The 13,104-nt window shown below is 57.1% G+C and carries 11 protein-coding genes; 2 read left to right on the top strand and 9 right to left on the bottom strand.

Features of this window, described 5'->3' with window-relative positions:
• Positions 1 to 70 precede the first annotated feature (70 nt).
• From G518_RS0114840 to G518_RS0114800, 9 genes are all read right to left on the bottom strand, one after another.
• Positions 71 to 1,948, bottom strand: coding sequence for a serine hydrolase domain-containing protein (locus tag G518_RS0114840; protein ID WP_028603228.1), 1,878 nt, complete (start codon positions 1,946 to 1,948; stop codon positions 71 to 73).
• 79 nt (positions 1,949 to 2,027) lie between these two features.
• Positions 2,028 to 3,050, bottom strand: coding sequence for a hypothetical protein (locus G518_RS0114835; RefSeq protein ID WP_156909406.1), 1,023 nt, complete (start codon positions 3,048 to 3,050; stop codon positions 2,028 to 2,030).
• A 406-nt stretch (positions 3,051 to 3,456) separates the two neighbouring features.
• Positions 3,457 to 3,729 carry an STAS domain-containing protein gene (locus G518_RS0114830; RefSeq protein WP_028603226.1) on the bottom strand — a complete coding sequence of 91 codons (273 nt, stop codon included), beginning with the start codon at positions 3,727 to 3,729 and terminating at the stop codon, positions 3,457 to 3,459.
• 37 nt (positions 3,730 to 3,766) lie between these two features.
• Positions 3,767 to 4,420: an MlaC/ttg2D family ABC transporter substrate-binding protein gene (locus G518_RS0114825; protein WP_028603225.1), complete on the bottom strand. Its 654-nt coding sequence runs from the start codon at positions 4,418 to 4,420 to the stop codon at positions 3,767 to 3,769.
• Between the two features lie 137 nt (positions 4,421 to 4,557).
• Positions 4,558 to 5,376 carry an MlaA family lipoprotein gene (locus G518_RS35260; protein WP_051236719.1) on the bottom strand — a complete coding sequence of 273 codons (819 nt, stop codon included), beginning with the start codon at positions 5,374 to 5,376 and terminating at the stop codon, positions 4,558 to 4,560.
• An 80-nt stretch (positions 5,377 to 5,456) separates the two neighbouring features.
• Complete coding sequence (gene mlaD / locus G518_RS0114815; RefSeq protein WP_028603224.1) at positions 5,457 to 5,960, bottom strand: outer membrane lipid asymmetry maintenance protein MlaD; 504 nt, start codon at positions 5,958 to 5,960, stop codon at positions 5,457 to 5,459.
• Positions 5,961 to 5,988: 28 nt separating this feature from the next.
• On the bottom strand, positions 5,989 to 6,771 hold the full coding sequence (gene mlaE, locus G518_RS0114810; protein WP_028603223.1) for a lipid asymmetry maintenance ABC transporter permease subunit MlaE: 783 nt from the start codon (positions 6,769 to 6,771) through the stop codon (positions 5,989 to 5,991).
• Positions 6,768 to 7,604 carry an ABC transporter ATP-binding protein gene (locus tag G518_RS0114805; protein WP_028603222.1) on the bottom strand — a complete coding sequence of 279 codons (837 nt, stop codon included), beginning with the start codon at positions 7,602 to 7,604 and terminating at the stop codon, positions 6,768 to 6,770. The genes mlaE and G518_RS0114805 overlap by 4 nt, the downstream gene beginning before the upstream one ends.
• Before the next feature lie 113 nt (positions 7,605 to 7,717).
• Complete coding sequence (locus G518_RS0114800; RefSeq protein WP_084651838.1) at positions 7,718 to 9,277, bottom strand: serine hydrolase; 1,560 nt, start codon at positions 9,275 to 9,277, stop codon at positions 7,718 to 7,720.
• 513 nt (positions 9,278 to 9,790) lie between these two features.
• On the opposite strand from G518_RS0114800, the gene bfr reads away from it, so the two are divergent.
• Complete coding sequence (gene bfr, locus G518_RS0114795; RefSeq protein WP_028603220.1) at positions 9,791 to 10,261, top strand: bacterioferritin; 471 nt, start codon at positions 9,791 to 9,793, stop codon at positions 10,259 to 10,261.
• 464 nt (positions 10,262 to 10,725) lie between these two features.
• Positions 10,726 to 13,011 (top strand): TonB-dependent receptor, encoded by a 2,286-nt coding sequence (locus tag G518_RS0114790; protein WP_051236716.1) that lies wholly within the window; start codon positions 10,726 to 10,728, stop codon positions 13,009 to 13,011.
• Positions 13,012 to 13,104 lie beyond the last annotated feature (93 nt).

Below are 13,104 nucleotides of genomic sequence, written 5' to 3'. Positions count from 1 at the left end.
CGTGTTTGGGACTAAGCGCGCACGATCAACCCGCTCTCAGTCTGCAATGTCGTGAACAGATCCTTAAAGATCACGCCAGTTTGTAGATCAGACTGCCTGTTTTCAACACCTGCACACCATTGAGTGTTGAAAAGCTGACTTCGTTCAGATCCCGGCCATGATTGACCGAGATTTTGACGGAAGGGCCAGCGCGGTCATCGGCGAGTGGGGTTAGTAGCTGATAACCCATATCCGCACCGCCGAACAGGATGTATCCCGGCAGTTCAGCCAGCGTGCTCACTGAGACCGTCATATCGTCAGTCACGGTCCACGAAACCGACTCTCGTGACTCGTTGGTTGGCGACCATTTTGATTTCAGCCTGGCCTGCCACGCCGCGGAGATCTTGGGCAATGGTGCCAATTGCTGGCCTATCGGCAAGGTGATTCTTCCAAGCCCTGCTCCAGGCACCACTCGCTGTATCAAATATCGGTAACGGTAGGCCTTGCCGGAGTCATCGGTACCCGATTCCTCCGTGAAACGAAAGCTTGGCAGGGAACCGTTGTCACTCCACCACCACCCGTCGCTTCGGAAATGGAACCGCGGCGCATCCTTATAGAGTGAAGCCCAGGCTTGGCCATCCCATTGATGAAGCGTCAGGCTGGCGTCTGCCCCAAACGCCACCTGCATGGGGGCCTTATAGTTTCCATAGATTCCGGCTGCAGCCGCCAAGTTGGCAGGGGTGGCCTGAGCAGGCACGGTATTCACCACCGTTGGAGGAAGTGCAGCAAGGGCACCTTCTTCCTGCAACGCGCGCAGCAAGATGCCCTCGGCAATCGCGAGCGCCTTGCCGCCGTATGCGGCGTTGCCAGTCAATAGCAGGCCCATTTGTGCATCTGGCAGCACAAAAAATTCCGTGGAGAAAAACGCGGTTCCGCCGTTTTTCTCCCAGGCGAAGATGTTTGCATGCGCTAACCCGGGCTGCCGGACGCTGTCCCAACCCAGACCCCAACGCCATTCGGGCGACGGGTTGATCTGCAGGTTCTTCGTCTGATCGGTGGCCATGGCCGCAATACCGGCGGCAGAGACAATTCGAACACCCTGGAATACCCCTGCGCCAAGGAACATGCGGGCGAGGTTCATCATGTCCGACGGTGTGGAGCTCAAACCACCCGTGGCAAACGCATTGACGAACTCCAATGGGGTTTGCTTCCCTTCGAAACGTGGATAGGCAAAGTCGCCTTCCGGGTTCGGGCTTCGCAGGAAGCTGGAATTCGTCATTTTCAGGGGCTTGAGAATGTTTTCTTCCACGAAATCCGGATAGTGCTGCCCCGTGACAGCCAGCACAACCTGCTCGAACATGGTGAACCCGTCATTGCAGTACACAGCGAGCTGTCCGGGTGAGTGCTTCAGATGGGCGTTAGCAAGTTCACCCTCAGTGTCTGCGGAGTAACCGGGTATGGGCGCAAAGGAGAAGAGGTTTCTGCCATTCGTGCCGGGCAGGCCAGAGGAGTGGGACAGCAGGTGTCTTGAAGTGATCCGTTCGTACTCCGGTGACAGCATCTTGAACGCCGGAAGATAGCGGGTGATCGGCGTATCAAGATCAATCAATTTCCGGTCTTGAAGAATCACCCCCGTAAGGCCGGCCAGCACCTTGGAAACGGAACCAATATTGAAGCGAGTCCGGGTGGTCGCGGGTTTGCTTCCCTTTGCAGAAGCCGTTCCGAAGGCCTGTTGCCAGACGATAGTGTCACGCTTGAGGAGCGCTACAGAAATGGCGGCCGCATCGACTTGCTCTCCCATGACCTGTGCGATGGCTTTTTTCGCCCAGTCTATGGTGTTTACATAGGAGGGCACCACACTGACAGAGCCGCCGCAGCCAGGCAGGTGCGTGGCCAGTAGCCCACCGCCGGCAACACCTAGAAGCTGGCGACGGCTGACGTGTGTGGAGTCAAGGAAGTCTCTACTCATGGTGGTGTGGCTCAAAAAGCTTGAATTGATGGGGGCTGGAAAATGCCGATGCGCCTGCGAGTTGATGCATCAACACGGCTCAATATTTCGCCGGGAAGAATTTTTCTGTCACCACTGCGTCGTAGTGCACGCCGGTCTGTTTCAACCAGACACCAGTTTCGAATTGCGCGAGATCAGTGCCGTCCATGGGCAGGAGATTTACGCCCGACGTCACAAGGATGTGCTGGTAGATTCCGTCTGCAAACGTTTCGAGGAAAAATGAATCGTCGACTTCCCCTGCGCCATCGACACCGTCCATGAGACTGTTGATGCCTACGGGAGAGTACAGGTTGAAATTAAAATTGGCAACGGTGCAATCGAAAAGCCCTTCAACACTGAATTTCTTGGCGAACGCGGTGGATGGTGCACATACTTCAGAGGCAGCCGCGTAGGCCGCTTTGATCGCGTCTTTGATCTTGAGGTCCCACCCTGTGTCGACGAGCTTTTGATAAAGCTCTTCTTTGCTCACACCGCGTTCCATCCAACGCTCTTCCTTAAGCTCAACCGCCAAGCATACGCGTAACATGCAAGATCCGTCGTCCGGAACTTTCACGTGTTTGGCTCTCAGGGGCATGCGCTCGAAATCCTTCGGAAGCTTGTGAACGCTCTCCAGATCAAAAGTGCCTTCCACGCTTGGGGGCCGCATCATCCACCAGAGAGGACGCCATTCAGATTGATCAAAAGCCTGGACCGCTTCTTTGACTGCAAGTGGAATCGCTGAGCCGTCTTTCTCGCCGGTTAACCGAGTGGCCGCCAGCAACAAAAGCTCTGGCTGCGCCCGAGCGTGAGACGAGATGAACCCGCTGGTGATGTCCATCAGCTTCTGAACCATCTCCCGAACTGAAGACATAAAATCGTCTGAGCCTTTCGCAAACCTGCTGGCCAGCAGTGATTTTGAGAATGCAGCAATGTCTCCGCTACCAGCGGCACAGTTAATCACGAACTCATAATCGTCGGGCTCGCCGGAATCCACAAATGCAGTCAGGCACTCCCCTACTGTGCGTTGAGTGCCTGCCACTTTGCCGTTGACATCTCCAGAAGGATGGCTCGCTGCTTGCAGCAAGCTATTGCAGATGTCTTGTTGAGCGCCCGAGCAGTTGTCAAAGCCGACGACAGCGCCCAGATAGGGGGCGGCACGGGAATTAGAAATAGGAAGGGCGCTCATCTGGGAACATCCTTGGAAGCTTTAGCTCGTGTCATTCCTCATGAGTAACGAGCAACCGCCAAAGGTTCCACGGATGCTGACACCGTAGATCATGGATGCCAAAAAAAGGGGGACCATGACCCCAGCGCTGACTTGTCTTATGCCCCCATCCGCGTGAGTGAAATCCCGATGACTTCCAAATGAACTCTCTGCGTGAGTTCAAAGTGCTGTCTCACAGTGGTGGACTGAGAGGATGGCGAACATTAAACGGCAAGCTGCGCACATCTCGCCCTTCAATCACCAGAAGATTGCCCCTCTCTAGGAGCTACGCATGCTCGGGTAGTAATGCCGATATGCCGTATAAGCCCGCCAATTCGCGCAAACGCGGGGCCAATCCCCGCACTGCAAACGTTTTTCCGTCATGGATACATTCACGCCGGCATTCCAGCAAGACCGCCAATGCCGATGAGTCGAATCGCGCGAGCGCCTTGGCGTCCACGAGTATTTCTGTGCCAGACTCCGCCCGCGCGGCTTTCAGCAACATGTTCAGGCAGGGCTCAGCCTGCACAGAAGTGAGTTCAGCAGGAAGAACCAGCAATTCGATGTCCTAGTTCAGGATATAAATAGTTGATCTATCAGTTCTTCGTGCTGGCATTGGCCTGATTGCGCTCAACCAAAGACGCGACCAAGCCGTCAATGCCATTGGCATTAATCTGCTGGGCGAATTGCGGACGGTAAGTATCGACGAGCCAAATGCCAGCCACGTTCAGATCGTATATCTTCCAGCCGGCGCCCTGCCCGGGTGTTTTTTCCAGACGGTAATCAAGCTGAACTGGCTCGCCCTTGCCTTTGACCAAGGTGCGAACCAGCACCTCCTTGTCGCTATCAGTAGAACGCATGGGGCGCACTTCAATGGCCTGGTCGCTCACCTGCCTCAGCGCGCCAGCGTAAGTGCGCACCAACAGGGTCTTGAACTCCTGCTGCAGCTTTTGTTGCTGCTCAGGCGTGGCCTTACGCCAACCAGGGCCGGTAGCCGAAGCGGTCATACGACGGAAGTTGACGTTCGGCATGATCTTGCTGTCGACCACGGCCATGACGCGCGCCACATTGCCGTCTTGCAGCGATTTATCCGAGCGAATGGTGTCGAGCACTTCGGCTGAAAGACGCCGAATCATGGCGTCCGGGGCCTCATCTGCGGCATGAACCCAGGGCGCGGCCGAAGCTAGGGTCAAAGCTCCAACGAGGACAGCCGAGCATTTGAGGAATGAGCGGCGAAACGGCTGATTCATATTATTTCTTTCTCGCAAAATGACGCAACGCACGTCACCTGAATTTTGAATACACCGAACAGCTCGAGGTTCCCCTATGCTGTTACAAGTTGTTCTGTGAACCGCTGGTTCACGACACTTGCCACGGTGAAGTCTTCTCAGCGCGCGACGCGTCCCTGAGCAGGCCTGGGCGCGCGAGGGGAAGCAGCAGGGGCTTTGGGCGCCGTGCCAGAATCGCCCTCGTCGAGGTCGTAGCGCTCCTCGTTCGCAGAGCTGTTCCCGTCGGAGATATCACTCTGCCGCTTTTGGAGGTAGACATCTCGCTTGAAGGTGTAAGGATCCAGTGCGGCTGCATCCAGAATATTGCCAAGTTCGAGCAAACGTGCGCGGACATCCACTATTCCAAGCGCGGAAAGTGAGTTACGCAAGCGAACATTGTCGGCATGCCGGAGAGGCTGGCCATAAGAGTCGACTGGCAGCGCGACGGAGTCACGCAGCGTGCTTGGACCGAGGATGGGCAGCACCACATAAGGGCCCGACGGCACACCCCAGCGCCCAAGCGTTTGGCCGAAATCTTCTCGGTGGCGCTCCAGCCGCATCTCGCTCGCTGGATCGAAAACCCCACCAATGCCGATCGATGTATTGATCACCACACGCCAAAGCGAATGCAGCGAGCCTTCTGGTTTGGCTTGCAGCACGTTATTGACAAATGACCAGACGTCACTCAAGTTACCAAAGAAATTACCTACGCCCGTACGTACCGGCCGTGGCAAGACTTCTTTATAGGCCGTGGCCACAGGCTTCAACACGGCGTCGTCTACCGCGTCGTTGAACGTGGTCATCGAGCGGTTATAGGGCTCCCAGGGATCACGAGGGTCAGCGTTTGGCGCACTGGCGCAGCCAACCAAAGCCATTGCCAGCATGACTGCGGCCAATCGGCCAGACAACCGGAACCATGCCGGCGCTTGCGTATTCATCGAGTACCTTATTCTTAATTCATGCGATCCAACCTCTCGGGAGGAACCGCTTTTCGCTTATTTTGACGGCTATAGCAGCGCTATTTCGAGCCGTTTTTCTGTGCTTCTGATGCACCGCCTGAAGAACCAGCCCCAGCCGCCCCATTGAAGAGGAACTGGCTAATCAGGCTCTCCAACACAATGGCAGACTGCGTGCTGGTGACATTATCACCGGCGGCCAGATTTTTCTCATCGGCACCGGGTTCAACCCCAATGTATTGCTCGCCCAGCAGTCCGCTTGTAAGAATTTTCAGCGAGCTGTCTTTGGGAAACGCAAAGCGGGGATCCATGTCGAGCGCAATGTGGGCCTGAAATTTCTTGTCGTCGAAACCAATCGAGACCACGCGCCCCACCACTACACCCGAACTTCTCACAGCGGCTTTGGGTTTAAGCCCCCCAATGTTGTCGAAGTCAGCCGTAATGCGGTAGCCGCGCTGGAAATTCAGGCTCAGCAGATTAGCCGATTGCAGCGCCAGGAATACCAGCGCCACCAGACCGATGAGCACGAACAGCCCTACCCAGAAATCGTTTTTTGAACGTCCCATGTCGCTTGCAGTCCTTTAAACCAAGCACTCAAAAACTAAACATCATGGCCGTGAGCAGGAAATCCAGCCCCAGTACCATCAGCGACGCCATCACCACCGTGCGAGTGGTGGCTCGCGCTACACCATCGGCCGTGGGTTTGGAACGGTAGCCCTGCAGTAGCGCCACGAAGCTTACCGTGACACCAAACACCAGGCTCTTGATCACGCCATTGCCCAAATCGGCCCAAACATCGACCCCGCCTTGCATCTGGCTCCAAAACGCACCTGGGTCGACGCCAATCATCGTCACACTGACCACCCATCCGCCCAGGATGCCCACCGCATTGAAGACTGCGGTCAAGAGCGGCAGCACAATCACACCCGCCCAGAACCGGGGCGCAATGATGCGGCGCACCGGATCCACCGCCATCATCTCCATGGCCGAAAACTGCTCACCCGACTTCATCAGTCCGATTTCCGCCGTGAGCGAGGTGCCCGCGCGCCCGGCGAACAAAAGCGCCGCCACCACGGGCCCCAGCTCTCGTAACAGGGAGAGCGCGACCATCAAGCCCACGGCCTCGGCAGAGCCGTAGCGTTGCAGAATGTTATAGCCCTGCAGAGCCAATACGAACCCCACAAACAAACCTGAGATGGCGATGATGGCCAGCGAATAGTTACCTAAAAAATGGATCTGGTCGCGAACCAGCGAAAAACGCCGGAAAGTTGGCCCTGCCAGTTTGACCAGGCGCCAGAAGAAACGTGTGGCGTAGCCCATGTCAGCCACACTGGAGCGCAACGCGAATCCGATGTCAGAAGGGCGCCACCAGCTCATCGAGCCACCTCGGACGCATCTGCACCAAAATCTTGCTCAATAGTGGGGCCGGGGTAATGGAAACGCACGGGCCCATCTGCATCCGCGCCCACAAACTGCCGCACCAGCGGATCGTTACTGGCGCGAATTTCCTCAGGAGTTCCCTGGGCCGCAATACCCCCATCCGCCAAGATAATGACTTGATCCGCGATACGGAAGGTCTCGTCCACGTCGTGAGAAACCACGATGCTGGTGATGCCCAGTGCATCGTTCAGTTGGCGAATCAAACGTGCTGTCGTGCCGAGCGAAATAGGATCGAGGCCGGCGAAAGGTTCGTCGTACATCACGAGCTCTGGATCCAGCGCAATCGCGCGCGCCAAAGCCACGCGGCGAGCCATACCGCCAGATACTTGCCCAGGCATGAGATCGCGCGCGCCCCGCAAGCCCACCGCGCCCAGCTTCATGAGCACGATGTCGCGAATCAGTGCCTCAGGCAAGCTGGTGTGCTCACGCAACGGAAACGCGACGTTCTCAAAGACGGAAAGATCGGTGAACAGCGCGCCAAACTGAAAGAGCATGCCCATACGCCGGCGAGCCGCATAAAGAGGCGCCTCTTCCATGGTGCCTATGTCTTTGCCATCAAGCAGGACCTCACCTTTTTGCGCCCGATATTGCCCACCAATCAGGCGCAGAACCGTGGTCTTGCCGCCACCGGATGCGCCCATGAGTGCCGTGACTCTCCCGCGTGGCACCACGAGAGAGAGATCCTTGAGTATCGGCCGCTCTTCGTAACCAAAGGTCACGCCGCGCAGCTCAACCAGGGCATCAGCAACAGGGGAAACGTCAAGCGTCAAGACAAAAATCGCCGGGCGAAGCCGGCGTAAAAATTCGTTGAAGTCATTGTACAGAGCGGGCGTAATGCCCTTCAGGCAGCGTGTGGCCTTTCACTCTGTGCGCAAGAAACGCCTCAGGCGCGCGTAAAGAGCCCGAGTCCGTTACCGCTATACACCTCCACCCATAGGGTACCGGCGGCCACATTGAAGCGCAGCAAAGAGACACTTCCCGGGGGCAGGCTTTCGCTAGAAGGATAGTAGACGAAATCGTCTCCGCTCCAATGGCGCATCGAATACCGCTGCGGAATGGGCCCCAATGCAAGTCTCAGCATTCCGTCTTCGCCAATGTCCACGTTAAAAGCACCGAAGTAGTCATTTTTGTAGCTGCCCACGTAACGATCAAGCGCTTTAGGCGGCACGGGGTTGGTAGGCAGGGGTTGGCCCACCAGACTCCCCAGGGGTGCCGAGAGCTCAGCCAGGCCTTCGCTGTACAGGGTCCACCAATCCCGGGTTTCACGTCCTTCCACAACCAGATCCAGAAATTGGCGGCAGAGCGTTTCGGGCACGCCAATGGGAGAGCTGTTGGTCAGCACAATAACGGCAACATCGTGCTCCGGAACCATCATGAAGCAAGTGGCAGCCCCCAACCCAAAAGCGCCGGAGTGACTCGCCGTGCGGGGTCCTCCCTGGCTCATGATGCCGACATTGAAGCCATAACCATAGGATCCGTCTGAAGAATGCGGAGACATGGCATCTTGCAACGGGCCGGACGCGACCAGGGAGCGGCCGTCCCAGCGTCCTTCAGCCAACAACAACGCCAGCCAGCGCGCCATGTCACGCACACTGCTGCTGGCGCCCCCCGCAGGCGATTGGGGATCAGCGTTTCTCACCGCGCCCGGAGTCCACCCGGTGCCGTCACGCACATGCCCTACCGCTCGATTGCTCTGTGCAGCAAATTCTGCATAGCGCGAGGTAGTGCGCGTCATACCCAAAGGCGCGTAGAGCGTTGTCTGTGAGAGTGTGGCCCAGTCCGTGCCGGCACGGCCCGCTACGCCAACGCCCGCCACCGTGGGGCCCAGGTTTGTATATTTGTTGTACTGGCGAAACGGTAGAAGCGGCAGAAGGCGCGCCCGCTTGAACTCCTCGTGCTGAGGCCAGCCCATTTCTTCCAGATCATCGCCCCCATGACCAGGCAAACCACTGCGGTGCGAATAGAGATCAGCCACCGTCAATTGTTCGGTAGTCTCTGCGTTGCTGAGCTCAAATCCGGGCAGTAGGTCGCGTATCCGCGTATTCCAGCTCACCAGACCCTCACCCACCTGACGCGCCACCACAGTAGCGCCCAGCGGTTTGGAAATCGAGGCTAGCTGAAACACGGTATCGGCATTCACCGTTTCGGGACGCCCGATCTGGCACACGCCATACCCTTCAGCGAGCAGAATTTCGCCCCTGTGGACCACCGCTAAAGCGAGGCCAGGTACACCAGTTTTCTTCAACAGTTCACGGGCCATGTGAGGCAACGCGGCGGCGGCAGAGACTGCCGCGCTATCACTACCGCAGGCGGGCAGCCCCACCCCTAAGCCTATTCCAGCGCCCATGAAAGCCGCCCTCTGGAGCAAAGCACGGCGTGCAATCCCCTGCGTCGCGGGTAGTTCAAGAGCCGTTGAACGGGTGCTGAAGCGTTTGACTTTCATCTTAGTTTCTATCCTTGGAAATCCTGTTTGCCGAAGACCTTGCGAGCGTGCACGCCTCGGCAGAAGCGTAGACACCACGTGGTGGAGCGTGGCGGAGAACGTTTGCTGGTTCCACGCACACACGGCGATTTACCAGATAGAACCGTACAGACGCCCGAACGCGCACCAGCGTAAGCATGACTCTTCCTATGACTCTTCGCATGAATTTACAGGAAATGCACCCATTTGTACTCAGCCCGAGTTCCAGGTGCGCAGGTGTACGCACCCCTGCGACCCGCTCAGAGCCTTCGCGAGGGGAACTGCGGGAACCGCTTGAAGCGAACAGTGGAGTGTTGAACACGCCCCGTGAGCCCGCCGCGGGACATTTAAAAAAATCATGGGTCGCCACAAGGGGCACAACTGCCGCTGACTTTATAAAAAGCAGCTGATTTGAATAGATATTCGGCGTCTATTCCCCACTTACTCAATTGGACTGGTTAAAATCCAGTTTTATGAATCCCTCTGGAGTTAACTATGCAAGGTGATAAAAAGGCCATTGAGTTCCTGCAAGCTCAGTTGAAAAACGAACTGACCGCCATCAACCAATACTTCCTGCACTATCGCATGTACAAGCATTGGGGGTTGGAGAAGCTGGCCAAGAAGGAGTATGAGGAATCCATCGGCGAGATGAAACACGCCGATAAGCTGATGGACCGAATCTTCTCCCTTGACGGCCTGCCCAACCTCCAGGACCTGGGTAAGCTCATGATAGGAGAAGATGTACCCGAAGCGTTGCGCAGCGATCTGAAGCTCGAACAGGGCGCTCAAGCCACCGTAAAGGATGGCATGGCCCACTGCGAAAGCGTTCGTGATTACGTTTCGCGCGATCTGTTGCAGGAAATCCTCAACGACACTGAAGAGCACATCGACTTTCTCGAAACCCAACTCGATCTAATCGAAAAAGTGGGTCTGCAAAACTACCTGCAAACCCAGATGGGCAGCTAATGCCCCTCAGAAATCGGAGTGCTTTGAAATAGAAACCCGAGAATGTAATCAAGAATTGTTTTCATTCTTATTATTATCTCGGTTAGTTTCATATTGAAAAAACACTTTACAGACAACACTGAACTCCGATTAAAGGGTAATAGAAGTACTTTCTCCGTGCCAGCGGTGTGCGCCGGCACCGGATGCAGCCAGTCGGTGCTGCGAGCCAGGCACGCAATGCGCCCTACGCCGAAACGCCGGCCTCGACACCGTGCATTCGGCGCGCTCGGACCAGAAGGCTGTCGGGCTTGGAAATCACCGGTCACAAGCGTCTCCTTTTTGCAACAACACGAATGCAAACGATTCTCACTTGAGTAGAATCGCAAAGTTTTCTGATTCATTGCAAGCAAGCGAAACGCGCCTCAGAGATGGGACGCTCATGTAGCCAGCTCCCTTTTCTCATCCACTGTCTGACTGGCCCATCCATGTCCTCTCCTTTCCACGACCTTGAGTCTCCCCTGGCCCGTGCCGCGCGCCAGGCGTCTAGCCCTGTCGCAAGCACGGCTGCTCCGGCTTTGCGCCCTCTGGGGGCGATGCTTCTTGCAGGTTCGTTGGCGGGTGGGGCGTGGGCCCAGACGCAAGCGCCTGCCGCTCCCCCGGCGGCTACGCTGGGCACGGTAACCATTCGGGATTCAGCGCTGAAAGACAGCGGCGCCACCAACAGCAAAAACGAGCTGCGTGCCACCCGTACCCAGATCGGCAAGGGTGATCAAGAACTTCGCGACATCCCGCAAAGCGTCACCGTGATGACAGAAAAGCTCATCAACGATAGAAATCTGGATGACTTCCGTGATGTGCTGCGCACTACTGCAGGCGTCACCTTCCAGGCTGGTGAAACCGGCGAGGAAGATGTCCGCCTGCGCGGCTTCTCGCTCGGCCAGGCTGGCGACATCTATCGTGACGGCATGCGCGATGCACCTTTGTATGAGCGCGACACCTTCAACGAAGACCGCATTGAAATCATCAAAGGATCTGCCTCGATGCTGTTCGGCAAGGGCTCTACCGGTGGGGTGATTAACCAGGTCAGCAAGCAACCGTTCCTGATGACCCAGCACGAGTTCAACGCCACGATCGGCAGTGGCAGTGAAAAGCGCGTCACAGGCGATCTGAACTTCCAGACTGGCGATGACTCCGCATTACGCCTGAATTTGCTGGGCCACGACGCTGAGAACTGGGGTGCCAAACAACGCAAGATCGGTATCGCGCCAACATTCCGCTGGGGCATCGGGACGCGCGATGAGTTTTCCGTCGGGGCCTACTATCTGGACGTGCAAGGGCGCACAAGCTACTCGCACCCATGGCTTCTGGATTCCGCTGGCAACATTATTCCAACGCTGCCTGCGAAGGGCTTCTACGGTTTGGCCGGCGACCATCAGGACACGTCCGCCAAATACCTCACCTTTGGCCACACCCACCGCTTTGACAATGGCGGCGAACTCAAAACACGTCTGCGCGCAGGCCAGTATGAACGTGATGTGCTGGGCAGCACCATTGGATTCGCAACCCCCCGCCCAACGGTGCTGAGCGACATCACCGACAGCACAGTGCTGACGCGTGGATCCAAGGGGCGTATTGGCAAGAGCGACGTCGTACAGCTGCAAAGCGATTACAGCCAGACCTTCAATCTGGGTGGCCGCAAACACACCCTGCTGACAGGCGTCGATATCTACGATGAGAAAGCCAAGCGCAACAACAACTACCCGCTGCCCAACACTCCAGCGCGGCCCAACACGACCGTAGGCACTCCCAACGACGGCGCGTCCGTGCCAGATATGCGTGCCACGCCGGTGCCCTACAACACCTTCACCTCGCGCAGTATCAGCCTCTATGCGCAAGACACCATGGAGCTCACCGAGACGCTCAAACTGGTGGGCGGCGTGCGATTCGACCACTTCCGTGCGTCCTATCACAACGCTGATGGCTCGCTCAGCAATGCGCGTAACGACAACCTCTTTAGCCCACGTCTGGGCCTCATCTATCAGCCCAACGACATCTCCTCGTACTATGCGTCGTATGGCACTTCGTTCAACACCTCGGGGGACGCCTACCAATATGGCGTGTCCGTGGGAACAGGTACAGCCAAGTCTTCCAACACCCCACCGGAGAAAAGCAGGAGCTTCGAAATCGGCGGCAAATGGGACCTGTTTGAAAAACGCGCTCTGGCTGGCGTAGCGCTCTTCTATAGCCAGAAGTACAACGAACGCAATACCGACCCGGACACTGCGTCTTCACAAGAACTGCTTTCCGGCAAACGCCATGCTGCAGGCATGGAATTTAACTTCGCCGGCCGCGTGACCCCAGCTTGGGAAGTCTTCTGGAACCACACCTGGATTCCTCGCGCCAAGATTGACAGCAGCAACGTCGCACTGGCAGCCAACGGTGGCGGAGCGCAAGTGCAGGGAGATCGCCCAGGCCTCACGCCCCGGCATTCCGGCAGCCTCTGGACCACATACCGCGTCATTCCTCAGCTGCGTTTTGGTGTAGGTGCCAACTACCGCAGCAGCCAGAATCCGGAAGGCTCACGTGCCGTCCGCGCGGCCAGCTTCGTCACGTTCGATGCGATGGCTGAGTATGCGTTCAGCGAAAAGATCACGCTCAAGCTCAACGTGAGCAACCTGACCAACAAGCTGTACGCTGACGCCTTGTATCGCGGGTTTTACGTGCCCGGCGCACCACGCAAAGTGCAGCTCACGCTCAAGGCATTGTTCTGATAGCTTCCTAGCGACGGCCGGTTGAAAGCGCTCGCTGCCCTCGTGGCGCGAGCGCTAGCTTCTCTGCGGTAGTATCCACCGAAAGTAAACAAC

Source organism: Ottowia thiooxydans DSM 14619, assembly GCF_000422885.1.
Classification (GTDB): domain Bacteria; phylum Pseudomonadota; class Gammaproteobacteria; order Burkholderiales; family Burkholderiaceae_C; genus Ottowia; species Ottowia thiooxydans.
The sequence above is the reverse complement of the archived record's forward strand: the minus strand, read 5'-3'. Positions and strand labels throughout refer to the sequence as shown.

Excerpts from the sequence above, each read along its gene's own strand:
- G518_RS0114840 (WP_028603228.1), bottom strand. The coding sequence starts at position 1,948 with ATGAGTAGAGACTTCCTTGACTCCACACACGTCAGCCGTCGCCAGCTT.
- G518_RS0114825 (WP_028603225.1), bottom strand. The coding sequence starts at position 4,420 with ATGAATCAGCCGTTTCGCCGCTCATTCCTCAAATGCTCGGCTGTCCTC.
- G518_RS35260 (WP_051236719.1), bottom strand. The coding sequence starts at position 5,376 with ATGAATACGCAAGCGCCGGCATGGTTCCGGTTGTCTGGCCGATTGGCC.
- mlaD (WP_028603224.1), bottom strand. The coding sequence starts at position 5,960 with ATGGGACGTTCAAAAAACGATTTCTGGGTAGGGCTGTTCGTGCTCATC.
- mlaE (WP_028603223.1), bottom strand. The coding sequence starts at position 6,771 with ATGAGCTGGTGGCGCCCTTCTGACATCGGATTCGCGTTGCGCTCCAGT.
- G518_RS0114800 (WP_084651838.1), bottom strand. The coding sequence starts at position 9,277 with ATGAAAGTCAAACGCTTCAGCACCCGTTCAACGGCTCTTGAACTACCC.
- bfr (WP_028603220.1), top strand. The coding sequence starts at position 9,791 with ATGCAAGGTGATAAAAAGGCCATTGAGTTCCTGCAAGCTCAGTTGAAA.
- G518_RS0114790 (WP_051236716.1), top strand. The coding sequence starts at position 10,726 with ATGTCCTCTCCTTTCCACGACCTTGAGTCTCCCCTGGCCCGTGCCGCG.